The sequence below is a fragment of the Aquaticitalea lipolytica genome (genome assembly GCF_014641635.1).
Classification (GTDB): Bacteria; Bacteroidota; Bacteroidia; order Flavobacteriales; family Flavobacteriaceae; genus Aquaticitalea; species Aquaticitalea lipolytica.
Genome location: NZ_BMIC01000010.1, coordinates 1 through 24,732, shown reverse-complemented (window position 1 = coordinate 24,732; position 24,732 = coordinate 1). Strand labels below are relative to the sequence as shown.

At 30.6% G+C, this 24,732-nt stretch carries 24 protein-coding genes; 13 read left to right on the top strand and 11 right to left on the bottom strand.

The features are described from left to right. The first annotated feature begins 81 nt into the window (after positions 1-81). On the top strand, positions 82-945 hold the full coding sequence (locus IEW41_RS13855; protein WP_188606980.1) for a sigma-70 family RNA polymerase sigma factor: 864 nt from the start codon (positions 82-84) through the stop codon (positions 943-945). A gap of 34 nt (positions 946-979) precedes the next feature. Beyond that, positions 980-1,174: a 30S ribosomal protein S21 gene (rpsU, locus tag IEW41_RS13850; protein WP_188606979.1), complete on the top strand. Its 195-nt coding sequence runs from the start codon at positions 980-982 to the stop codon at positions 1,172-1,174. A gap of 46 nt (positions 1,175-1,220) precedes the next feature. Here the strand turns inward: rpsU and IEW41_RS13845 are convergent, their stop codons facing one another. Continuing rightward, positions 1,221-2,015: a DUF2797 domain-containing protein gene (locus IEW41_RS13845; protein WP_188606987.1), complete on the bottom strand. Its 795-nt coding sequence runs from the start codon at positions 2,013-2,015 to the stop codon at positions 1,221-1,223. 41 nt (positions 2,016-2,056) lie between these two features. Between IEW41_RS13845 and IEW41_RS13840 the strand changes: the two genes are divergently transcribed. Further along, entirely contained in the window at positions 2,057-3,571 is a 1,515-nt protein-coding gene (locus tag IEW41_RS13840; protein ID WP_188606978.1) for a GH3 auxin-responsive promoter family protein, read from the top strand. Between the two features lie 270 nt (positions 3,572-3,841). Here IEW41_RS13840 and clpX read toward each other — a convergent pair whose 3' ends face one another. The 6 genes from clpX to IEW41_RS13810 all read right to left on the bottom strand — a co-directional run bounded on the left by clpX (position 3,842) and on the right by IEW41_RS13810 (position 9,157). Further along, a complete protein-coding gene (clpX, locus tag IEW41_RS13835) occupies positions 3,842-5,074 on the bottom strand; it encodes an ATP-dependent Clp protease ATP-binding subunit ClpX (RefSeq protein ID WP_188606977.1) in 1,233 nt (410 codons plus the stop codon). A 42-nt stretch (positions 5,075-5,116) separates the two neighbouring features. Beyond that, the gene (gene clpP, locus IEW41_RS13830; RefSeq protein WP_188606976.1) at positions 5,117-5,797 is read right to left on the bottom strand and encodes an ATP-dependent Clp endopeptidase proteolytic subunit ClpP; all 681 of its coding nucleotides are present in this window, start codon (positions 5,795-5,797) and stop codon (positions 5,117-5,119) included. 88 nt (positions 5,798-5,885) lie between these two features. Next, positions 5,886-7,208: a trigger factor gene (tig, locus tag IEW41_RS13825; RefSeq protein WP_188606975.1), complete on the bottom strand. Its 1,323-nt coding sequence runs from the start codon at positions 7,206-7,208 to the stop codon at positions 5,886-5,888. Between the two features lie 72 nt (positions 7,209-7,280). After that, the gene (locus IEW41_RS13820) at positions 7,281-7,634 is read right to left on the bottom strand and encodes a phage holin family protein (RefSeq protein WP_188606974.1); all 354 of its coding nucleotides are present in this window, start codon (positions 7,632-7,634) and stop codon (positions 7,281-7,283) included. A gap of 45 nt (positions 7,635-7,679) precedes the next feature. Continuing rightward, complete coding sequence (locus IEW41_RS13815) at positions 7,680-8,444, bottom strand: alpha/beta fold hydrolase (RefSeq protein ID WP_188606973.1); 765 nt, start codon at positions 8,442-8,444, stop codon at positions 7,680-7,682. After that, positions 8,444-9,157 (bottom strand): pyridoxine 5'-phosphate synthase, encoded by a 714-nt coding sequence (locus tag IEW41_RS13810; protein ID WP_188606972.1) that lies wholly within the window; start codon positions 9,155-9,157, stop codon positions 8,444-8,446. Before IEW41_RS13810 ends, IEW41_RS13815 begins: the two co-directional genes overlap by 1 nt. Positions 9,158-9,246: 89 nt before the next feature. On the opposite strand from IEW41_RS13810, the gene IEW41_RS13805 reads away from it, so the two are divergent. The 8 genes from IEW41_RS13805 to murI all read left to right on the top strand — a co-directional run bounded on the left by IEW41_RS13805 (position 9,247) and on the right by murI (position 17,447). Beyond that, complete coding sequence (locus tag IEW41_RS13805) at positions 9,247-9,903, top strand: CBS domain-containing protein (RefSeq protein WP_188606971.1); 657 nt, start codon at positions 9,247-9,249, stop codon at positions 9,901-9,903. A 4-nt stretch (positions 9,904-9,907) separates the two neighbouring features. Beyond that, positions 9,908-10,777, top strand: a complete 870-nt coding sequence (locus IEW41_RS13800) for an NAD kinase (RefSeq protein ID WP_188606970.1) — start codon at positions 9,908-9,910, stop codon at positions 10,775-10,777. 99 nt (positions 10,778-10,876) lie between these two features. Next, positions 10,877-11,566, top strand: coding sequence for a type IX secretion system protein PorG (gene porG / locus IEW41_RS13795; protein WP_188606969.1), 690 nt, complete (start codon positions 10,877-10,879; stop codon positions 11,564-11,566). Next, positions 11,567-12,307, top strand: a complete 741-nt coding sequence (gene uppS / locus IEW41_RS13790) for an undecaprenyl pyrophosphate synthase (protein WP_188606968.1) — start codon at positions 11,567-11,569, stop codon at positions 12,305-12,307. It begins immediately after the preceding gene. 4 nt (positions 12,308-12,311) lie between these two features. Then, positions 12,312-14,861 carry an outer membrane protein assembly factor BamA gene (gene bamA / locus IEW41_RS13785; protein WP_229660229.1) on the top strand — a complete coding sequence of 850 codons (2,550 nt, stop codon included), beginning with the start codon at positions 12,312-12,314 and terminating at the stop codon, positions 14,859-14,861. Between the two features lie 166 nt (positions 14,862-15,027). Then, positions 15,028-16,053 carry an OmpH/Skp family outer membrane protein gene (locus IEW41_RS13780; protein ID WP_188606966.1) on the top strand — a complete coding sequence of 342 codons (1,026 nt, stop codon included), beginning with the start codon at positions 15,028-15,030 and terminating at the stop codon, positions 16,051-16,053. A gap of 39 nt (positions 16,054-16,092) precedes the next feature. Then, on the top strand, positions 16,093-16,602 hold the full coding sequence (locus IEW41_RS13775; protein ID WP_188606965.1) for an OmpH/Skp family outer membrane protein: 510 nt from the start codon (positions 16,093-16,095) through the stop codon (positions 16,600-16,602). A gap of 65 nt (positions 16,603-16,667) precedes the next feature. After that, the gene (gene murI / locus IEW41_RS13770; RefSeq protein WP_188606964.1) at positions 16,668-17,447 is read left to right on the top strand and encodes a glutamate racemase; all 780 of its coding nucleotides are present in this window, start codon (positions 16,668-16,670) and stop codon (positions 17,445-17,447) included. Between the two features lie 82 nt (positions 17,448-17,529). Here the strand turns inward: murI and IEW41_RS13765 are convergent, their stop codons facing one another. The 3 genes from IEW41_RS13765 to IEW41_RS13755 form a co-directional block, all read right to left on the bottom strand. Then, positions 17,530-18,045, bottom strand: coding sequence for a gamma carbonic anhydrase family protein (locus IEW41_RS13765; RefSeq protein WP_188606963.1), 516 nt, complete (start codon positions 18,043-18,045; stop codon positions 17,530-17,532). A 3-nt stretch (positions 18,046-18,048) separates the two neighbouring features. Then, a complete protein-coding gene (locus IEW41_RS13760; protein ID WP_188606962.1) occupies positions 18,049-18,786 on the bottom strand; it encodes a LytR/AlgR family response regulator transcription factor in 738 nt (245 codons plus the stop codon). Between the two features lie 88 nt (positions 18,787-18,874). After that, a complete protein-coding gene (locus IEW41_RS13755; protein WP_188606961.1) occupies positions 18,875-21,049 on the bottom strand; it encodes a histidine kinase in 2,175 nt (724 codons plus the stop codon). Positions 21,050-21,278: 229 nt separating this feature from the next. Here IEW41_RS13755 and IEW41_RS13750 point away from each other — a divergent pair, with 229 nt between their 5' ends. Continuing rightward, positions 21,279-22,301 carry an SIMPL domain-containing protein gene (locus IEW41_RS13750; protein ID WP_188606960.1) on the top strand — a complete coding sequence of 341 codons (1,023 nt, stop codon included), beginning with the start codon at positions 21,279-21,281 and terminating at the stop codon, positions 22,299-22,301. A gap of 14 nt (positions 22,302-22,315) precedes the next feature. After that, positions 22,316-23,476, top strand: coding sequence for a vWA domain-containing protein (locus IEW41_RS13745; protein ID WP_188606959.1), 1,161 nt, complete (start codon positions 22,316-22,318; stop codon positions 23,474-23,476). 142 nt (positions 23,477-23,618) lie between these two features. On the opposite strand, the gene IEW41_RS13740 is transcribed toward IEW41_RS13745, so the two are convergent. Further along, positions 23,619-24,629 carry a PorP/SprF family type IX secretion system membrane protein gene (locus tag IEW41_RS13740; RefSeq protein WP_188606958.1) on the bottom strand — a complete coding sequence of 337 codons (1,011 nt, stop codon included), beginning with the start codon at positions 24,627-24,629 and terminating at the stop codon, positions 23,619-23,621. Positions 24,630-24,732: the final 103 nt, after the last annotated feature.

The following is a 24,732-nucleotide window of genomic DNA, read 5'->3' as shown; positions in this document are numbered from 1 at the left end:
GAAGTGTAAGATTATTTGCTTTTCCCAATTAATTAGTTATTATGTAGTTATTAAGATTAACTTAAAAGAAAAAAGCAATATATGAGGCAATTAAAAATAACGAAGCAAGTTACCAACAGAGAATCTAAATCACTTGATAAATACCTACAAGATATAAGTAAACTCCCTCTTATCACAGCAGATGAGGAAGTAGAGTTAGCTCAGCGTATTAGAGAAGGCGATCAGGTTGCTTTAGATAAGCTTACAACTGCTAACTTACGTTTTGTTGTTTCTGTATCTAAACAATATCAAAACCAAGGGTTATCATTACCAGATTTAATCAACGAAGGTAACGCTGGATTGGTAAAAGCAGCAAAGCGTTTTGATGAGACTCGAGGTTTTAAATTTATATCTTATGCTGTTTGGTGGATACGCCAAGCAATTTTGCAAGCTTTAGCTGAACAATCTCGAATAGTTAGACTACCTTTGAACAAAATTGGTTCAATAAATAAAATCAATAAAGCTTTTTCATTTTTAGAGCAGTCGCATCAACGTCCGCCAAGTGCCGAAGAAATTGCTAACGAGCTAGACATGACAGTTAGCGAAGTAAAGCAATCGATGAAAAATTCTGGAAGGCATTTATCAATGGATGCTCCGTTAAAAGAAGGAGAAGATTATAGCTTATACGATGTTGTAAAATCGACAGAGTCACCAAAGCCAGATAATCAGTTAATGTATGATTCATTACAATTAGAAATTGGTAGAGCGTTAGAAACGCTATCTGATAAAGAGAGTAATGTTATTAAATTGTATTACGGTTTAGGTGGTGAAATGCCAATGAGTTTGGACGAAATTGGAGACACTTTCGACCTCTCAAGAGAGCGTGTAAGACAAATAAAAGAAAAAGGTATTAGACGTTTACGTCATACCTCAAAAAGTAAAATACTAAAAACGTATTTAGGATAGACTTAAATACACCCATAATTATTATAAGCAAGAAATGTTAAGAATCGAAATTAAAGAAGGTGAGAATATTGAACGTGCATTAAAACGTTACAAACGTAAGCACAGAAATGTAAAGGTGATGCAAAACTTGAGAGAAAATCAATTTTTCACTAAACCATCTGTTAAAAGAAGACGTGAAATTCAAAAAGCAGAATACATTCAAAATTTAAGAGATCAAGAAGAAGTTTAAAATCTTCTATTAGAATAAAAAAAGCGCAATTTATATTGCGCTTTTTTTATTCTATATCAATACCTACAACATAGCCTTCGCTGCCTCTAATATTAAAGACTGTTTGGTCTTCAAATATTAAATATTGACCTTTTATACCTTTCAAAACACCTTTATAAGTTGGTGTTTTGTCTAAATTTAAACTCTTAGGTTTTACTGGATATTGTAATACAGGAAATTCTAAATTAGTTTCTGTATTGTTTTGTATAAAATAATCTAATGCTTCTTTTGGAATATATTGTTTTAATTTTTCTCTCCATTCAACCAAATTCTCATCAACAACTTCATTTTTAAGCATAGTTCTCCAATTAGTTTTATCACTAACATAATCTTTTAAAGCCACTTCTGTTATTCCTGCTAAATACCTATTAGGCACCTCAACAATCTCAATAGCTTCATGAGCACCTTGATCTATCCAACGTGTTGGAATTTGACTTTTACGAGTAACACCTACTTTTACACTACTAGAATTTGCTAAATACACAACATGTGGCTGTAACTGTACTTTTTTTTCGTATTCTAAATCTCTGTCTTCTTGGTCTAAATGAGCTGTACTCAATTCTGGTCTCATAATCCAATCTGCAGCTTGAGGAATATCAAAAAAACAGCTTTTGCAAAATCCTTGTCGGTAAATAGGTTTATCTAAACTACAGTTTAAACATTGATACTTAACAAATTGGATGGTTATAGTTTTGTCCAACAATTGGTTCATACTCAGAAAATCATTTTCAAACACTAAATAGTACTGAATTGGTTGTGAAAATTCAGTTTCCATTTTTGTTAAAACACCTTGGTAAGTCATCAAAAAAAGTATTATTTTTATTTTCTAAAGATAATGCAAATATGCCAATTCCCATAGTCAATTCAATTGCTACGTGGTTCTTAAAAAAACGATTTCATCAAATTGAGTTGTTTTTAAAATATCCGCATGATGTTCAAAATGAGTTACTTTTTCAATTAATTGCTATGGCAAAAGATACCGAAATTGGGAAACAATATGATTTTGCCTCCATAAAAGATTATAAAACATTTGCAGAGCGTTTACCAATTTTAACTTATGAAGATAATCAGGAAAGAATTGAACGTTCTAGAAAGGGTGAAAACAATATTTTTTGGCCTACTCCTATTAAATGGTTTGCTAAATCTAGTGGTACAACAAGTGCAAAAAGCAAATTTATTCCTGTTAGTTATGAATCGTTAGAAGACTGTCATTATGCAGCAAGTAAAGATTTACTTTGCATGTATCTTAACAATAATGAAAACTCTCAACTTTTTACTGGTAAAAGTTTACGATTAGGTGGAAGTAAAGAGTTGTACACAGAAAACGGAACTGTATTTGGTGATTTGTCTGCTATTTTAATTGATAATATGCCTTTTTGGGCTGAGTTTAGTAGCACTCCAAGCAATAAGGTTTCATTAATGAGCGATTGGGAATATAAAATGCAAGCTATAGTTGATGAAACCATTAATGAAAATGTTACTAGTCTTGCTGGTGTGCCTTCATGGATGCTGGTTCTACTTAATAATGTTTTAGAAACTACTGGAAAAGATAGCCTTTTTGATGTTTGGCCAAACTTAGAAGTTTATTTTCATGGAGGTGTAAGTTTTATGCCTTATGCTGAACAGTATAAAACTATTCTACCAAAAAAGGACTTTAGATATTATGAAATTTATAATGCCTCTGAAGGCTTTTTTGCTATACAAGATCAAAACAATTCTAGCGAGTTATTACTAATGTTGGATTATGGAATATTTTATGAGTTTATCCCAATGGATACTTATGGAACTGAAGACCAAAAAATAATACCTCTTAGCGAAGTTAGAAAAGATGTGAATTACGCTGTTGTAATTACTACAAATGCTGGTTTATGGAGATATAAAATTGGTGACACAATTAGATTTACATCAACTAATCCTTATAGAATTAAAGTTTCTGGCAGAACAAAACATCATATTAATGTATTTGGTGAGGAGTTGATTATTGAAAATGCTGAAGATGCTCTTAAAAAAGTATGTAAAAAAACTAAAGCTGATATTGTTGATTATACTGTTGCACCAATTTTTATGGAAGGGAAAGAAAAAGGTGCTCATGAATGGTTAATTGAATTTAAAAAACCTCCAACAGATATTAATTTATTTAATGAATTATTAGACAATGCTTTAAAATCGTTAAACTCAGATTACGAAGCCAAACGTTATAATAACATAACACTTAATAAGCCAAAAATTAATATTGCACGCCAACAGTTATTTTATGATTGGTTAAAACTTCACAACAAATTAGGAGGACAACATAAAATACCTAGACTATCAAATACTCGTAAGTATATAGACGAACTACTTACTCTAAATAATTAAAATATTCTTTTAAACGGAAAAAATCGCAAACTTAAAACCGTTAACGAATATAATTTGTGCTTTATCTAAAAATGGAAAATATAGTTTTTATCTTACAAATATGATTCTATATTTACATAGTAATAAAGAAAGAAAAAAATCATTATTACTTAAAAATTTAAAATAGAGCAATCAGTATAAAAGCATTGTTTTGCAATATTAATTACTTATCCAAAATAAAAAACCACTCCAAAAGAGTGGTTTCTATTTTTTATATCGTTTGTAACTTATTTATGAAACAGCTTTTAGCTTTTTTAAAGTTGTTTTATTAAGCTTATCTTCAGCATAAATTTTAGTAACATTTAGTTTTTTCTCTTTACTACTTGGTAAATCGAACATTGCATCTGTTAATATTTCTTCACATAAAGAACGCAAACCTCTAGCTCCTAATTTATACTCAATAGCTTTTTCTACAATAAAGTCTAAAGCACCATCAGTTATAGTAAACTCAATGTTATCCATTTCAAACAACTTTTTGTATTGCTTTATAATGGCATTTTTAGGCTCAGTTAATATGGCTCTTAATGTTTTCGCATCTAACGGATCCATATAAGTAAGTACTGGTAGTCTTCCTATAATTTCTGGAATAAGCCCAAAATCTTTTAAATCTTTAGGTATAATATATTGCAGCATATTATTTACATCAACCATTTCATCATCATGCGAAGCTTTATATCCAATAGCAGCCATGTTTAATCTTTTAGAAATTACACGCTCTATACCATCAAAAGCTCCACCAGCAATAAATAAAATATGCTCAGTATTAACTTCGATAAATTTTTGGTCTGGATGCTTACGTCCTCCTTTTGGTGGCACATTAACAACTGTACCTTCTAGTAATTTTAATAATGCTTGTTGTACGCCTTCACCAGACACATCTCTTGTTATTGATGGATTATCACTCTTACGTGCAATTTTATCAATCTCATCAATAAACACAATACCTTTTTCAGCTTTTTCTAAGTTGTAATCTGCTGCTTGTAATAAACGTGTTAAAATACTTTCAACATCTTCACCAACATAACCAGCTTCAGTTAATACAGTAGCATCAACAATTGCTAGAGGCACATTAAGCATTTTTGCAATGGTTTTTGCCATTAAGGTTTTACCTGTACCTGTTTGACCAACCATTATAATATTACTTTTTTGTATTTCAATATCATCATTTGTTGCAGGTTGTAATAACCTTTTGTAATGATTATATACCGCAACAGACATTACTTTTTTAGTGTATTCTTGACCAATAATATATTCATCAAGAAATCCTTTTATTTGCTGTGGTTTTTTAAGCATTAACTCAGACGATAATTCTGAGTTACCACTTTGTTTAGATTCTTCTAAAACAATACCATGTGCTTGCTCGATACATCTGTCGCAAATATGCGCATCGAGTCCTGCAATTAATAAATTGGTTTCTGGCTTTTTCCTACCACAAAATGAACATTCTAATTCTTCCTTTGCCATAATTTAAAAGTTTTATAAGTTTCTCACGTAAATGAGAATTACTTATTTTTTATTACTTGATAATACTTCATCAATCATACCATACTCTAAAGCTTTATCAGCTTTCATCCAATAATCTCTATCACTATCGTTATATACTTTGTCGTAATCTTGACCAGAATGTTTACTAATTATTTTATATAATTCTTCTTTTAAAGTCAAAATTTCTCTAGCTGTAATTTCTATATCACTAGCTTGTCCTTGAGCTCCACCTAGCGGCTGATGAATCATAACGCGTGAATGTGTTAATCCGCTACGTTTTCCTTTTTCACCAGCACACAATAATACTGCTCCCATTGAAGCTGCCATACCTGTACAAATTGTTGCTACGTCTGGCTTAATAAGCTGCATTGTATCGTAAATTCCGAGTCCAGCATAAACACTTCCTCCTGGTGAGTTAATATATATTTGAATGTCTTTTGAAGCATCTGTACTTTCTAAAAACAATAATTGTGCTTGTATAATATTTGCTACCTGATCATTAATAGCTGTACCCATAAAAATGATACGATCCATCATTAAACGTGAGAAAACATCAAAAATAGCTATATTCATTTGACGCTCTTCTATAATATTTGGCGTTAAGCCAACAGGATACATGCTACTTACTATTTTGTTATAATATGTACTGCTTATACCTTGATCTTTTATTGCAAATTTTTCAAATTCTTTTCCGTAATCCATTAGTAATTTTTGTGTCTATTTAATGTTAAAAAAAAGCGTAAAACCTAACAGTTTTACGCTCTAAATATAAGGATTTAATTTGTAACAATTAACTGTAAAATTCTTTTACAAAATCATCATAAGTAATCTCTTTAACTTTAAGATTAGCTTCTTTTTTGTAAAGTTCTAATAATTTCTGACTCATTAATTGTTCTGACAAACGTTTTATTTCGTCTTTGTTAGATAAAATACGAGCTGCTATATCATCTAATTCTTTATCTGAAGGATTCATTTGACCAAATTGAGCCATTTGAACTTTAATCATTTGCTTTGCAAAATCTTTTAAATCATCAAAAGTTACTTGAAGGTTATGTGTTTCAATTAATTTTCCTTCAATTAATTGGTAACGCATACTTTTTTCAGACTTTTCGTATTCTTCTTTTGCTTGGTCTGCATCAATTTGCTCTTCGCCTGCTGTTTGTAACCAACGTTGTAAGAATGAAGCTGGTAAATCAAATTTTGTGTTTTCAACTAAATACTCAGTAATGTCATTTAGTAATTTTTGATCTCCTTGCTGACCGAATTGCTTTTCTGAATCTTCTTTAATTTTAGCTTTTAACTCAGTTACAGAAGTCACAATTCCTTTCCCGAATAATTTGTCGAATAAATCTTGGTCTAAATCTGCTAATTCTCTAGTGTTAATTTCATTTATTGTAAAATTAACCTCAATATCTAAACCATGAGCATCGTCATGAGACACTTTTAAGAAATGCATTAAATCGTGGACATCTTCGAACAAACCTTTTGTTTTAAGCGTCACAACGTCTCCAACTTTAGCACCAACAAATTGTTTTTCTGTTGCTTTCCCTTTAAACTTGTCTAAAGTAAATGTTGCTTTGTTGTTGATTTCTTTTTCTTCGTTTGTAAAAACTCCTGTAATCTCAGCATCTTTAGTTACAGTATCTTGAGATAGTAATTTTCCGTATTGTTTTCTGATATGCTCAACTTGATTGTTAATCATTTTATCATCAGCAACAATATTATATTGCGTTATGGCTTTTTTAGTTTTTAGCTCTACATCAAATTCTGGAGCTAATCCTAATTCAAATTCAAAAGAGAAAGAATCTGAATCCCAATCTAAATTATCTTGTGCTTTTGGTAAAGGATTTCCTAAAACATCTAATTTTTCTTCAGTTAAGTATTTGTTTAAAGCATCTTGAAGAAGTTTGTTTACTTCATCAACTAATACAGCTTTACCATACTGTTTTTTAACCATTGTCATTGGTACATGTCCTTTTCTAAATCCAGGAATGTTTGCTGATTTACGGTAATCTGTTAAGATTTTTTCTACTTTATCGCTATAGTCTTCCTTAACTATATCTACTTTAACAACAGCATTTAATGCATCAATGTTTTCTCTTGTAATATTCATTATTTAAAAATAAAAATTGGGATGCAAAAGTACATATTTTTTACATCCCAACAAAGTTTTAACGTTTTGTGTTTAAGACTGTTTTATATCTTTATCTAAAAGTGAATAAAGTACAGATTGCATTAATGATAATAGTAAGCTAAATAGTAAAGCAATCCAAAAACCACTTACTGCAAAACCATCTAATAAATAATCTGCCAACATAATGATACCTGCGTTAATTGCTAATAAAAACAACCCTAAAGTAACCACTGTAATTGGAAATGTTAATATTACTAAAATTGGTTTTAAAACCGCATTAAGTATTGCCAATACAACAGCAATAATTATTGCAGAAGTAAAATCGACAACCTGAACACCTGGTAATATTTTTGATAGAACTATTACAGCAACTGCTGTTAATAAAAGTCTGATGATTAAATTCATTAAATTTTATTTTGGTGAATTATAAATATAATAAAGCATATTTTACTATCCTAAAAAATTAACTACTTCGTCATAAAAATCTGTTGGATTTTCGGCATGTAACCAATGACCTGCATTAGCAATTGTTACAATTTTAGCTTTTGGAAAATGAGATTTAATTAAAGGCTCGTCTGAGGTTGAAATGTATTCTGATTTATCACCTCGTAAAAACAAAGTATCTTTATCAAATTTAGAATGCATTGGCAATGCTTCGCCAACTTCACTTACGTTTTCTTTTAAAGCATCTAAATTTAAACGCAATGCAAGCTTTCCTTTTTCTTCCCAATATAAATTTTTAAGTAAAAATTGTCTGGTACCAAAATCGGAAACATAAGTTTTAAAAATATCATCTGCTTCTCCTCTGCTTTTTATAATATCAAAATCTAAAGCAGACAAACCACTTAAAATAGTATCGTGATGTATAGGATAAAAACGTGGAGAAATATCGGCAATTATTAATTTTGAAACTAGCTCTGGATATTCAACTGCAAATAACATAGCTACTTTTCCTCCCATGGAATGTCCCAACAAAATAACATCAGTTAAATTATGAGAATCACAGTAGTGTTTTAAATCTTCAACCATTACCTCATAATTAAAGTCGTCACTATGAAAACTTCTACCATGATTACGTTGATCTAGCAAATGGACTTCGTATCCTTCTTCACTAAATTTAGTGCCAAGTGTTTTCCAATTATCACTCATTCCTAAAAAACCATGAAGAAATATAAATGGTTTACCTTGTCCTAATATGTTTGAGTATAACTCCATTATTTTAATCTGTGCAGATACATATTAATAACATTCTCTATGCCAAGATATAAGCTTTCTGAAATAAGTGCATGACCAATTGATACTTCTAAAAGATCTGGAATATTATCTTTAAAAAACTTAATATTATCTAACGATAAATCATGGCCTGCGTTAATACCTAATCCTAATGAACTTGCCAAAATAGCACACTCAGTATAGGGTTTTATAGCCATTTCATTACCAAGATTATAATGGTGTGCAAAAGCCTCTGTATACAACTCTATTCTGTCTGTACCTGTTGCTTTGGCTCCTTCTATTTGTTTTAAATCTGGATCAACAAAAATAGATGTTCTAATTCCGTTCTGTTTAAATTCTTTAATAACGTCTTTTAAAAAATCTTTATGCTTAATTGTATCCCAACCAGCATTTGATGTTATAGCATCTTCAGCATCTGGCACTAAAGTAACCTGAGTTGGTTTTACTTCTAAAACCATATCTATAAACTGTTTTATTGGATTGCCTTCTATATTATATTCAGTATAAACAACAGGCTTTAAATCGTAAACATCTTTGTATCTAATATGTCTTTCGTCTGGTCTTGGATGAATAGTAACACCTTGAGCACCAAAATTCTGAACATCCTTTGCAAATTGCACCAAATTAGGCACATCACCTCCTCTAGAATTACGTAAGGTTGCTATCTTATTAATATTTACACTTAATTTTGTCATATACATTAACTTTGAGCAAACAAAAATACAAAGTAGATAACGCTTTTTGTAGTTATTTTTAATTATTTTGCATTAGATATAAAACCAATATGCCACTTCAACAATATATAATAAACGATATAAAACCACTTAACATTAATGATAAAATAAGTGATTTAAAAATGATGTTTAATGAACTTACCTATTCTCATATTCCTATAGAAAATGAAGGCGTTTATTTAGGTTGCATTTCAGAAACAGATGCACATTGTTTTGAGGGTAATATTTCAATAAAAGATTGTAACTACGCTATTGAAGGTTTTTACGTTAGATCTTATACTACTTGGTTAGATGTGCTTGAAACTTTTGCACAAAATTCGTGCAACATCATGCCTGTTTTAAGTGAAAAGAATACTTATTTAGGTTATTATGAACTTAACGATATAATTAGTCTTTTCAATGAAACTCCTTTTTTTGGCGAACCAGGTGGTGTGTTAATAGTAGAGAAAGGAATACAAGATTATTCTTTTAGTGAAATTAGCCAAATTGTTGAATCTAATGATGCAAAAATATTAGGTGCATTTGTATCTAAAATGGAAAGTGATGTTGTACAAATTACTTTAAAAATAGGTAATTCTGGATTGAATGATGTTATTCAAACTTTTAGAAGATACAACTACAATATAGTTTCAGGTCATGAAGAGGATACTTATATCGAGAGTCTTAAAGAACGCTCTGAATACTTAAGAAAATATCTAGATATATAATTACATGAAAATAGCTATTTACGGTCAATTTTATCACTCAAACACTCAATCGAGTATAGATACTCTTTTAGATATTTTTATTGAAAAAAAATTAGAAGTCTCTTTAGAAAAAGATTTTTCTAAAATGGTTAAACATAAAAATTTAGGGGACTTTAAAACATTTACTGAATTAGATAATTCTTATGATTTATTAATTAGTATTGGAGGTGATGGTACAATATTAAGAGCTGTGACTTTTGTTAGAGATTTAGCAATTCCAATAGTTGGTATTAATACTGGTCGTTTAGGGTTTTTAGCAACTATACAAACAGATGATATCACTGAAGCAATTAATGAGATATTAGAAAAGCGATATAAAATTTCTGAACGTACATTACTTAGTATTGAAACAAGCCCAAAAAACAAAACTATAATTGAAACTGATTTTGCCCTAAATGAAATAGCAGTAAGCAGAAAAAATACTACTTCTATGATTAAGGTTGAAACGCATTTAAATGCTGAATATCTTACATCATATTGGGCAGATGGCCTCATTATATCTACACCAACTGGTTCAACAGGGTATTCTTTAAGTTGTGGTGGCCCAGTAATTTCACCAGATGCAGATAGTCTTGTTCTAACACCTATTGCGCCACATAATTTAAGCGCAAGGCCTTTAGTTATTCCAGACAATACAGAAATACAATTAAAAGTTGATGGTAGAGAAGACCAATATCTAATTTCTTTAGATTCAAGAATTGCGACATTAAGCAATGATACAATTGTAACTATAAAAAAAGCTCCATTTAAAATTAGAATGGTCGAATTGTTAAGTGAAAGCTTTATTGATACACTTCGAAAAAAACTACTTTGGGGAGAAGATAAGCGCAATTAAACAATAAAACCTTATAAATACTGTTTATCTGTAATACTATTTGCCACAAATTACCATAGGCAAATCATATTTATTATATTTGCAAACTTTTAAAATTTTATGAGGTATTTAACCATAGTTTTATTTAGTGTTTTATTTTCACAAACAAGCCAATCTCAAATTTACGAAATTGGCGTTTTTGGTGGTGGAAGTAATTTTATTGGAGATGTAGGTTCAACAACATATATCTCACCTAATAGTCCTGCTTTAGGAGCAATATTAAAATGGAATCGCAGTCCAAGACATGCGTGGAGAGTTTCTGTGATTTATGCAGATTTAGTTGGAGACGATAGTAAATCTAGTGACCCAAGAAGAAAAGAGAGAAATTATAAATTTGATAGTAATTTGTTAGAAGTTTCAGCTGGAATGGAGTTTACATTTTTTGATTTTAATTTGCATGGCGATGGTATTAAAGCAACTCCATATTTATATTCTGGAATAACAGCAGCACGTCATGAGAATTTATTCTTTAACCAAAACGGTGAATTAACTTCAGAAAACTCATTTAGTTGGGCTTATGGAATTCCAATGGTAATTGGCTTTAAAACAACTGTTACTAATCATATTATATTAGCATTAGAAGTCGGCACTCGTTATACCTTTACTGATGGAATAGATGGTAGTGTACCAGATGCACCAGAAAGAGAACAATTTAGCTTTGGAAATATAAATAGTAATGATTGGTATACATTTACAGGTATAACATTAACTTATACTTTTGGACAAAAACCATGCTACTGTAATTATTAAATGAATACTAAAGATCAAATACTTAAAGGCAAATTACCCAACCATCTTGCAATAATTATGGATGGCAATGGTCGTTGGGCTAAAAATCAAGGTTTATTAAGAGTTATTGGTCATGAGAACGGAACAAAAGCTGTTCGTGAGGTTGTTGAAGCAAGTGCAGAAATTGGAATAAAGCATTTAACGCTTTACGCGTTTTCAACAGAAAATTGGAACAGACCAAAAATTGAAGTTCAAACATTAATGAAGCTTTTAGTAAAATCTTTGAAAAAAGAAATAAAAACTCTTCAAGACAATAACATTAAACTTTTAGCAATAGGGAATCTTAACGATTTGCCAAAAAAAGCAAAAGAAGAACTTCTTGATGTAATTGAAAAAACCAAGACAAACAACAGAATGACTTTAACTCTTGCACTAAGCTATGGCTCACGAGAGGAGCTTATAAATGTTGTGAAAGAATTAAGTAATAAAGTTAAAAATAATATAATTTCTACTGAATCTATTGACGAATCCATTATAAATAAGCATCTTTACACGCAAAATTTGCCAGATGTCGATTTGTTGATACGAACAAGTGGAGAACAAAGAATAAGCAATTTCCTTTTATGGCAAATAGCTTATGCCGAATTATACTTTACAAATATACTTTGGCCAGATTTTAAAAAACAAGATTTATACGATGCCTTGATTAATTATCAAAGCAGAGAAAGACGATTTGGAAAAACAAGTGAACAACTTAGCTAACAAAATACTTTTGAAAACTAACATCAGCACATTTTTTATTGCACTATTTTTTATCTTTTCTAGTACAGCAATAGCACAGGACATTGAATTTAATAACGGGAAAAAATATGTTTTAGGTGACATAACAGTCACTGGTAATACTACATTTAGCCCACAAACAGTAGTAACCTATTCTGGCTTAAGAAAAGGTGAAGAAATTACAATTCCAGGAGAAACTATTAGTAATGCATTAAAGAAATTATGGAAATCTAATTTATTTAGTAGTATTGATATTTACCTAGTAAAAACTGAAGGCGATACAGCATATTTAGAAATTGTTCTTGTAGATCTTCCTGAACTTAATGAGGTAACAATAAAAGGCGTTAAAAAATCAAAGACTGAAACGTTAATTAAAGACAATAAACTGACAAAAGGAGTTAAAGTAACTCAAAACCTATTGGCTACAACACAAAACTACCTTACAAATAAGTACAGAAAAGAAGGTTTTTATAATACCAAAGTAACTATTAACACTACAGAAGTAGTTGACTCAATACAAAAAAGTCGAGTTAATATGATTATTAATATTGATAAAGAGAATAAGGTAAAAGTTGAAAAAATAGCCTTTAATGGCAATGATAAAATAAGTGATAAAAAGCTTCGTAAAGCAATGAAAAATACGAAGCAGAAAAACCCAATTCGTTTACTTAAACGTTCAAAATATATTAAAGACGATTACAAAGAGGACTTAGTAAGTATTATTGATAAGTATAAGGAGAATGGATATAGAGACGCTCGTATAATTTCAGATTCTATTATAACTAATAATGATAATACAATTTCTATTAACATTAATCTTGAAGAAGGAGAAAAATACACTTTTGGTAAAATAACATTTGTTGGTAATAGTGTATACACAGACCAACAATTAAACTCCGTATTAAGAATAAAAGAAGGCGAAACCTATAATGGTGTTGAACTTAAAAAGAGAATTGCTGATGATTCAAAACCAGACGCTGACGATTTAACCAATTTATATCAAAACAGTGGTTATCTGTTTTCGTCAATAAATCCTGTTGAAGTAAGTGCAGATGGCAATGTTATTGATATGGAAATTAGAATATCTGAAGGTAAGCCAGCTTATTTTAATAATGTAACAGTAGTAGGAAACGACAAAACAAATGACCACGTTATTTACAGAGAATTAAGAACTCGACCTGGTCAACTATATAGTAAATTAGATGTTATACGTACCATTAGAGAGCTTGGTCAGTTAGGATTTTTTGATGCTCAATTATTAACGCCAAACTTTAAAAACCCTAACCCTAACGATGGTACTTTAGATATGGAGTACTCTGTAGTAGAAAGAGGAGCTAGCCAAATAGAACTACAAGGTGGTTATGGTGGTGGTGGTTTCATTGGTACATTAGGATTATCGTTTAACAACTTTGCAATTAAAGATATTTTTAAAAAAGAAGCATACAAACCTGTACCATCTGGTGATGGACAAAGTTTAGCTTTACGTTTACAAGCAAGTCGTTTTTATCAAACATATAGCTTTTCATTTACTGAACCTTGGTTAGGTGGAAAAAGACCTGTTCAATTATCAACATCATTATCTCATACTAAACAGTTTTTATACAATCCTATAACAAGAGATGCTGATAAAAGCAAACGCTTTAACATTACAGGTATTTCTGTAGGATTAGCAAAACGTTTATCTGTTCCTGATGATTATTTTACATTATCTCAAGCTGTAAGTTTCCAACATTATAACTTAAAAAATTATAACACAGGTTTATTTACATTCGGAAACGGATATTCTAATAACCTTTCATATACAATAGGCTTAAGTAGAAACAACACTTTTACAGATCCAATTTATCCAATGGGAGGTTCTAATTTTTCTGTATCAGCTAAGTTATCTCTACCTTATTCTTTATTAAACAGTATTGACTATAAAGCTTTAAATGAAGAAAGAGATGCATTAGACCCAACAGACACAGACGATTTTAAAAGAATGGGTGAAATAGACCAAGAGCGTTACAAATGGTTAGAATTTTACAAAGTGAAATTTAAAGCTGATTGGTATACAAGAATAGTAGATAAGCTAGTTATTAAATCAGGATTAGAATTTGGTTTCTTAGGTGCTTATAATAATGACAGAGGTGTTATTCCTTTTGAACGTTTCTTTGTTGGTGGAGATGGTTTAGGTAACTACTCATTAGATGGGAGAGAGTCAATAGCCTTAAGAGGTTATCCAAATCAATCATTATCTTCTCAAGATGGTGGTACTATCTACAACAAGTTTTCATTAGAGTTACGTTACCCAATAACTTTAGGGCAGTCTGCAAAAATTTATGCATTAGGTTTTATTGAAGGAGGTGCCTCTTTTGATAACTTTAGAGACTATAACCCGTTTACAATTAATCGCTCTGCTGGTTTAGGACTTAGAATTTTTATGCCTGCATTTGGTTTATTAGGTATTGATTTTGGTCACGGATTTGATGCGTTGCCAGGACAAACTGTTAAAAACGGTTGGGAGACACACTTTATTATTGGTCAACAATTTTAACTTTGGCACGATATTTTCTAATGTATCTTTAATGATTTAGCCCTAGTGTTAAAATTTTTTAGAATTTATTTCGTTAATTTGAAAAATAATAACTCTAAAGGCAGAATCTTAAATTACATCTGTCATTTTTAGAATTTATACCAATAAATCATAAAACTATAAACAGATGAAATATAAAGTTCTTTTTTTAATGGTGATGATAGGTCTATCAAGCTTAGTTGCTAACGCTCAACGAGGTGTAAGAATTGGCTATATAGACACTGAATATATTTTACAAAATGTTCCTGAATATCAAGAAGCAACAGCTCAATTAGATAAAAAAGTTCAAGAATGGAAATCTGAAATAGATCAGCGTTTAACAGTAATAGATACAAAGAAAAAACAACTCAATAGTGAAAGAGTTCTTTTAACAAAAGAGTTGTACGAAGAACGTCTTGAAGATATAACATTTGAAGAAGCAGAAATTTTAGACTATCAACAAAAACGTTTTGGTCCGAATGGTGATTTAATGATTCAAAAGAAACAATTAATACAACCTATACAAGATCAAATTTTTGCAGCTGTGCAAGAAATAGCAGGAAACAAACAATATGATTTTATATTTGACAAATCTGCTGATGTTGTAATGCTGTATTCAGCTGAACGATTTGATATAAGTGAATTGGTTTTAAGAAGTATTACAAGATCATCTAAGCGTACACAGGCACAAACTAAAGCAGAGCGTAGAGAAGCTGAAAAAGAAGATGTTGTCCCTGTAATAAATGAAGAATTAGATGCAAGACAAAAAGCTTTAGAAGATAAGAAAGCAGAACGAGAAAAAGCAATTAGAGATCGTCAAGAAGCACAGCAAAAAACAAGAGATTCTTTAAAAAGTGCTGCAGAAGCAAGACGTCAAAAAATAATTGAAGATAGAGCCAAAGCTAAAGAAGAACGAGAAAATAAAAACACTCCTACAGACAGTACAACAACAAACAAACAAAAAACTGATACTGCTGCCAAAGGAACTGGTAACGACAAAAAAACTCCAGAAGAAATTCTGGAAGAAAAAAAACAACAAAAAATAGCTGATAGAGAAGCTCGCAAAAAAGAGCTAGAAGCAAGAAAGAAAAAAATACTAGAAGACAGAAAAAAAGCAAAAGAAGAACGAGAAGAACAGAACAAAAAAACTGATTCTGTACCAAATAATAACTAAAAACAATTAATAATTATAACACGTAACACAATTTTAAAAATGAAACAATTTAAAACCCTTTTATTTGCAGCCTTACTTTTTATTGGAGCTACAAGTTTTTCAAATGCACAAAGTAAAATTGCTCATATTAATACAAACGAATTAATTGAAGCTATGCCGCAAATGAAAACAGCTAAAGCTGAGTTAGAAAAACTTTCTAAAACTTACGAAGCTGAAATTCAAGGTATGGCAACTGAGTATCAAAATAAATTAAAGCAATACCAAGCTGAAGTTGATACTAAAACTGAAGAAGAGAATACTAAAAGAGCTCAAGAAGTACAAACAATGGAGCAAAGTATTCGTCAATACCAAGGACAAGCACAACAAGATCTTCAAAAAAAGGAAAGTGAATTATTAAAACCTATTTTTGATAAAGCTAAAGCTGCAATTCAAAAAGTAGCTAAAGCTCAAGGTTTTCAATATGTATTAGATTCTACTCAAGGATCTGGTGTATTATTAGCTGATGGTAAAGACCTAATGGCAGATGTTAAAAAAGAATTAGGATTCTAATTTAATTTTAAATAAAAACTATACGAAGCCACTTTTTAACAAGTGGCTTTTTTTATTTTTGTAATATGAGTAAACAACCTATAGGTATTTTCGATTCAGGAATTGGTGGCACTTCTATTTTTAAAGAAGTACATGCACTTTTACCTAACGAGCATACTATTTATCTTGCTGATAGTTTTAATGCGCCATATGGCAACAAAACAAAAGATGAAATTATATCATTAAGTATAAAAAATACCGAATTTCTTATTGATAAAGGTTGTAAGATTATTGTAGTTGCATGTAACACAGCAACTACAAATGCTATTAAAATTTTAAGAGCAACTTATAATATTCCTTTTATTGGTATAGAGCCAGCTATTAAGCCTGCTGCTTTACAAACTAAAACAAAAGCTATTGGAATTTTGGCTACAAAAGGCACATTATCTAGCGAGTTGTTTCATCGCACTACAGATTTGTATAGTAATGGCATTAACGTTATTGAACAAGTTGGTGAAGGCATTGTTGATTTAATTGAGAATGGCAAAATAAATAGTCCTGAAATGATGAGCTTATTAAGCCTTTATCTTAAGCCAATGATTGATGCTAATATTGATTATTTGGTTTTAGGATGTACACATTACCCTTATTTAATGCCTTTATTAATAGATATGCTTCCTAAAAATGTAAAAATTATTGATTCTGGTGAGGCAGTTGCAAAACAAACAAAGGCCATTTTAGAACAAAACAACCTTTTAAACACAGCATCTACTAAAACCAAAAATCAATTTTTCACAAATGGGGATGTTGTTGTTTTAGATGATATTTTAAATCATAACTTTAATGTAAGTTATTTAAAATTTTAGCCTGCGTTAGCGGTTGAAGTGGCATCCTTTTTTTAAAAAAAGATATAACGAAAAACGCGACCTGAAAGGTAACGCCCAAAAACTACTCTTTAAACCAACTTGAATATTTAACATAGTTATTAGCTATTCTGTCTATTTCTCCAGAAATTAATTCTTTACTAATATCTTTTACTTTTTTTGCAGGAACTCCAGCGTAAATACTTCCTGCTTCTACTCTTGTGTTTTGAGTCACCACAGCTCCTGCTGCAATTATACTATTACTCTCCACAACGCAATCGTCCATTACAATGCTTCCCATACCAATAAGCACGTTATCGTGAATTGTACAACCATGTACTATAGCATTATGTCCAATAGACACATTGTTACCAATCGTTGTTGGTGATTTTTGATAGGTTGCATGTATCACTGCTCCATCTTGAACATTAACCTTATTGCCCATTTTTATGTAGTGTACATCTCCTCGTATTACAGCATTAAACCAAACACTACATTGGTTACCCATTGTAACTTCGCCAACAATAGTAGCATTTTCTGCTATATAGCAATCTTCTGGAATTTGTGGAGATTTTCCGTTTACTGGTTTTATAATTGGCATTTTTTATGATTTAAAATATGATAATAATTCTGATTTTTTTGAGGCAGAAACCATAATTTCTTTTCCGTTACTTAATACAACGCTTCCTCCTTTTCCTTTAACATACTTCACTATTTCGTTGACATTAACTAAATACGATTTATGGACTCTTGCAAAGTTTGTATCGTTTAATGCATCTTCAAAATACTTTAATGTTTTGCTAACTAGTTTCTTTTTATTTGTGTTAAGATAAATTTCGGTATAGTTATCGTCTGCTTTGCAATATAAAATATCTGAAGTATTTATAACCTCAAAGCCATCTTGTTGTGGTATTGTTATTTTACCATTAACATTATTGGTTTTTGGTATTAACACTTGGTCTTGCAATGCGTCTTCTTTAGTTTTTATTTCGGTAACATAATCAACAGCCTTAATAAGTTCGTCAATTGAAATTGGTTTCATTAAATAGTATGATGCATGCGCATTTAAGGCATCTATTGCATAATGGTTATAAGCGGTAACAAAAATGGTTTCGAAATTAATATCGCCAACTTTATCAAGCAAATCGAAAGCATTTCCATAAGGCATTTCTACATCAAGAAATACGAGGTCTAAATCATTGTTTCGTATAAGTATTAACGCTTCATCTACATTAGAAGCTTCTCCCAAAACATTCACATTTGGGCAGTATTTTTTGAGATAATTTTTTAAAATTTCTCTACTAGTTTCTTCGTCTTCGACAATGATGGCATTTAATTTCATGTGTATTATTTATTTTTTTATAAGGTCACATGTAACATCTATATAATCATATTTTTGTTTGACTTTATTATATTCGTAGATGTTTCATTTAATCTTTTTTAAGTGTCACAACAACTTTGGTTCCAGAATCTTCAGTGGCTTGAAAATCATCAACAAATACATCTACTTTATCTTTATACATTTCATTTAGAATTGCAACTCGCTTTTTAATATTCCCCATGCCTTTCGAGTTTTGCTTTTTCTGATTTTCAGTTTTTAAAGCTTTTGAACGTGTTCTTCCTATGCCATCATCTGCAATAGTGATGGTGATTTCATCTTCACTTTTTTTAGCTATGTTGATATTTAGTTGTCCTTTTTCCGTTTTATAGCGTAAGCCATGCCACACTGCATTCTCTATATATGGCTGTAATAGCATTGGCGGAATTTGAAACTCCTCAATATTAATTGATTTGTCTACAGTAATATCGTAATCAAATTTATCTTTAAACCTGAAATGTTCTAACTTGGTATAGAGTTCTAGCAGTTCAATTTCTTTACTTAATGGAATAAAATCTTCATCACTATTCTCTAAAACTGCTCTCATTAATTGCGAAAAATCGGATAGGTACTTATTTGCTGTTCGCTCATCATTTGATGCAATAAAACTATTTACAGAGTTTAATGCATTAAAAATAAAATGAGGATTCATTTGGCTTCGTAACGATTTTAAAGCTAACAAGTTATTGGCTAATCGCTGTTGTTTTATGTACTTAAACATAAAATAAGCAGTAATTAATAACAGGAGTAATCCAAAAATAAGAGAGTATATAATTAGTTGTTGGCTTTTATTGCGCTCGGTTGTTAATTGATACTGACTTTGAGATAATTGCCTGTCTGACTCTAAACTTAATATTCTATTTTGTTTTTCAATTATGTTTTTGTTGAAACGAGATGCATAAGATAATTCTTGTTCTTTTTTTACATATAACTCGTCAACAACTTCTGTATATTCCTGATAAGCTAATAATGCTTTTTCAAAATCTCCAGCGTCATAATACACATCAGACAACTTACGAGTAGCATCTTTTTTTACAATTAAATCTTCCCTTTTAGAAGCTTCAGAAATACTTTTTTGTAAATATGGAATTGCATTAGCATAATCTTTCTGTAAAAAATAGGCGTTTCCAATTTTATAATTTTGCTTCTGTGATGTCAATGGGCTTTCATTATCTAAAACAGAGTCTTTTTCAATATCCTCAATATCTTTAAGAGCCTCTTTACGCAATTCTATCTCATCATAATAGCCTCTATTCGTATTTTGAAAATCGGCCACTACAATTTTCTCTTTTACTGCTCTAGTTTTATTCTCTTTTGATGCTAAATTGAGTGAATTTTCAAAATAATCTTTAGCTTTATCAACCTTGCCTGAAGCATTATATGCTTGTGCAATTTTAGAATTTAAATCAGTGACTTTTGGAGCAATTAAATGCTTTTGAGCAACTTCAAGTCCCTTTTTATAGTTGTCAATTGCTAAATCATATTTTTTAATTGCAACATAGGTATCTCCTAATCCTTCATACATTGTTATTAGCTGCCAATTTGAAAGTTCAGAATTTTTAATTCCTTTATAGGTTTCAATACTTTCTTGGTAATTTTTATTAAGCTCATAAGCCTTACCAAGTTTTAGTTTAACTTCATTATTAGATGTGTTTTGAAGACTAATCCTATAATTAGAGACGGCTAAATCGTATTGCTTCCAATACACATTTATATCTGCAAGAAGCTCATAAGCTTCAGCGCTTTGCTTTACTGAGTTGCTTTGTGATAGTGCATCTGCAACAAACTGAATACTTTTTTCAGCATCTTTCTTTAGATATGTAGAAGCAGAATCTATTAATGAATTAAACGATTTTATACTCTTCCTATATTTTGAATCTACTTGGTTAGTTGGGTTTGAAGGTTTTACTTCTACTATTATTCGTTCATTATCTTTTATAGTATAGTAAACCGTTTCAAAATCTTTGTGTCTTATAATAAGTTCATCTCCTGTTCTAACTTTAATTCTAAAATCACCATCGTTTCCCGTAACAGTATATGCGCCTCCATTGACCTCAATATTAACTTTAGAAATTGGTTTATATGTATCACTTTCTCTAACAGACCCTCTAACTTCATATAGTGGTTCTAAAGCGCGACGTTCTGCATTCTTCTCTTGAGAATGTAGCTGCTGTGTTGGCAAAGCACAAAATAGAAAAACAAAAATATATTTAAATAGAGACTTCATTTATTATGTTTTGAATACATTATCTGAATTCATTGAAGCTAAACTACATACTTTAATTGAGTAAATAAAATACTCATTTTCAATTTTTAATCTATTCCCATTAAAAAAGTAAAGCTTCACTCATTTTATGTACTGTCTTACTCATTCATATTAATCATTCACTCATTCTGGTTTTTTATCTAAAAATGTTGCTTCTAGATTTACTGTATTAATCAAAAAACAAATGAAAATGAAAAAACAAATCCTAACATTACTTCTACTATTTACTGCTCTTGAATTTTATTCGCAACACAAAGGCAATTATAATGATGCCGATTTTCAAATTTCGAGGCAGAATATTTTAAGTAGTGGCAATGCTACTATTTACAACCCAGTAGTACAACAACGAATTAACAACCCATTAAACCCAAGTAACATTCTTTTTATAGATGTAAAAGCCCTTCAAAATGTAAAAGCCACTACATATACAGCCATATTTAATGTATCGCAAATTGGCTCTACTGCAGATAGCACGAATATGATGATGAATACACGTATTAATAAAATTAAAAACAAGCTTAATACAATTGGAATTTTAAATAAAGATGTCGTAATAGACGTTATTTCATTCGTTCCAAATTATGAGGTAGAGGTTCAAAAAAAACTATTCAGCAAAACTTACACAGAAGTTCCAAAAGGCTTTGAGCTACAACAAAACATTCACATTCAGTTTACTAAAACTGATCAGTTTGAAGATATACTAACTGCTTGTGCAGAAAGTGAAGTTTATAATTTGGTTAAGGTCGATTATTTTATAGAAAACATTGCACAAGTATATAAAAATATACAAACCGAACTTTTAAAATTAATTGAAGACAAAAGAGCTTATTATAAAGCTCTAGGTTTCGATTTATCTAATTATAACATCTCAATGGCTGATGATAAATATTGCTATTTCCCTAAAGATTTTTACCAAAGCTATCAAGCATTTAACAGTATCTCATTTGAAGCTTTTCAGAAAAAAAGAGGTGTGCTAACAGCAAAAAAACAAACCTCATATTACTACCAACCTTTAACCTACGAGAATTATGATATTGTTATCAATCCTTCCATTTTAGAACCAGTGACTCAAATTGGAATGAATATAAAAATACAACTAACACCAAAACCAAAAGAAGAAGTAAAAACCGTTACTAAAACCGAAACTACACACAAATATTATGTGGTTTCACCAAACGGAACTATTGATGTTAAAGAATTAAAAACAAATTAAAGATTAGAAATACTATGAAAACTATTTTAAAAACAACAGCATTAGGTTTATACCTTTTTGGGTTATTATCCTGCAATGCTAACACAAAAAAAACAAACGAGAAAGATTTAGCAATAGCAGAAACTGCTATTCACGAACCAAGTAAGCAATTCATAAAAGTTGCCTTATTATTAGACACAAGCAACAGTATGGATGGTTTAATAGACCAAGCAAAAGCGCAGCTCTGGGAGATTGTTAACGAGTTATCTTATGCAAAATGTGACGACAGTAAACCCAATTTACAAATCGCTTTGTATGAATATGGTAACGACAGATTAAATGGTGATGAAGGCTTTATTCGTCAGGTTTTAGCATTTAGCAGTGATTTAGATGAAATATCAAAACAGCTCTTTTCATTAACCACCAATGGAGGTAATGAATACTGCGGACATGTTATACAAACGTCATTAAACCAACTCAATTGGGGAAATAACCCAGACGACCTTAAACTTATTTTCATAGCAGGTAACGAGCCGTTTACTCAAGGTAATATTAGCTATAAAGAAGCAGCAAAATTAGCGCACAATAAAGACGTAACCGTTAATACTATTTTTTGTGGCGATTATAATCAAGGTATTTCAGGATATTGGAAAGATGGAGCAGATTTAGCACATGGTGATTATATGGCTATAAATCACAATCACACTACAACTTATGTAGCATCACCTTACGACGACCAAATTCTTCAGTTAAATAAAAAACTAAATAATACTTATGTTGCTTATGGTAGTGTAGGTCGTCAAAAAATGGCATTACAATCAGAGCAAGACGAAAACGCAAAGGGTTATAGTGAAGCCAATGCTGTTAGCCGAACTGTGAGTAAAAGCTCTCATTTATATAAAAACGACACTTGGGATTTAGTAGATGCCGAAAAAAGTAAATCTTTCAAATATGAAGATTTAAAAGACAGTGAATTACCTGCTGAATTAAAAGGAAAATCAAAGGTTGAAATTAAAGCCTACGTTGCTAAAAAAAGCGAAGAGCGAAATGCAATACAAGAAGAAATTCAAAAACTCAATGAAAAAAGAAGATTGTACATTCTTCAACAACAAAAAGACGATGCTAATGGTTTAGAAAACGCAATGATAAACGCCATAAAAACACAAGCAAAGGCAAAAAAATATAGCTGGCAATAAATTTGGGCGTTACCACTTTTAGTTTGTCACAAAAAGCGGTCGTGTTTTCAGCTATATCTTTTATAGCAAAAAAAGCTATAAAAGGATGTCTCTTCAACCACTAACGCAAATAAAAAAGCCTCGTAAAAACGAGGCTTTTTTATTAGTTAACTGCAGGACAATTACATTCGTATTTCTCTCGTCTACAATTAAAGTTATATCCAAGTGTTAGTTGGTGAAAACCACCATTATTAAACACAACAGAATTTGCTTGGTATGAATATGTATATGCAAACACAAAATTATTATAATCAACACCAACAAAAGGCGTAAAATATTGAAGTTTTTGACTACTCACACCAGATCCATCTAAAAATTCAGCACCATCTAAACTTCTTCTGTATGATAATCCTCCCCAAACTTTACCAAAGTCCATTTTCTTATAAACTTTAGCATTTACATCTATTGAAGACTCTTTTGTTCCGTCTTTGTGCATAAACATAATAGAAGGTTCATAACTCCAATCACTTCCAAATTTGCTAAACGTATTACCTGCAGAAAATAAGAATGTTCTTAAATTATCAAATTTAAAAACACCATTTTCATTAGAGTTTACACCATCATTGTTTAACACATTTTTTACTGTTGCATGCGCATAAAAATCATATAAATGATAAGAAAAACCAAAATCAATATTAAAGTTTGACGCACTTTGCTCAATCCCTGCAATTATTGGGTCAAAACCTTCATTTAAAAAAGTAGTTTCATCTAACTTATATTGTATAACACCAGCACTTAACCCAAACGACAACATATTTAAGTCAATCTCATTACGAGAAAACATCAAGTGATGCGCATAAGTTAAATATGCTCCCGTTTGCGAGTGATACCCATTTTTATCATTATAAACAATTGCACCTACTGCTGATGGAGAGTCTCCAATACGACCATTAATACTTAACGTTTGTAATGCTGGAGCATCATCTTGGCCAAACCATTGTTTACGTGCTGTTAATCTTACTTTAGCACAATTAGCAACACCAGCCATAGATGGATGGATTAAATAATAATTATCTGTTAAATAATCAGAATATATAGGCAGCCCTTCTTGAGCCTCTCCTATTTGTGTCATTAATGCTGTAACTGCTATTAAAAAATACTTTTTTAAATTCATATCAAATTATCTTTTCAGGGTAAAATGGGCTTTAAATTGTTTACGTTCTCCTGTGTTAGGTTCATCATATTCTACAGTAAACCAGTAATCACTTGTTGGTAAT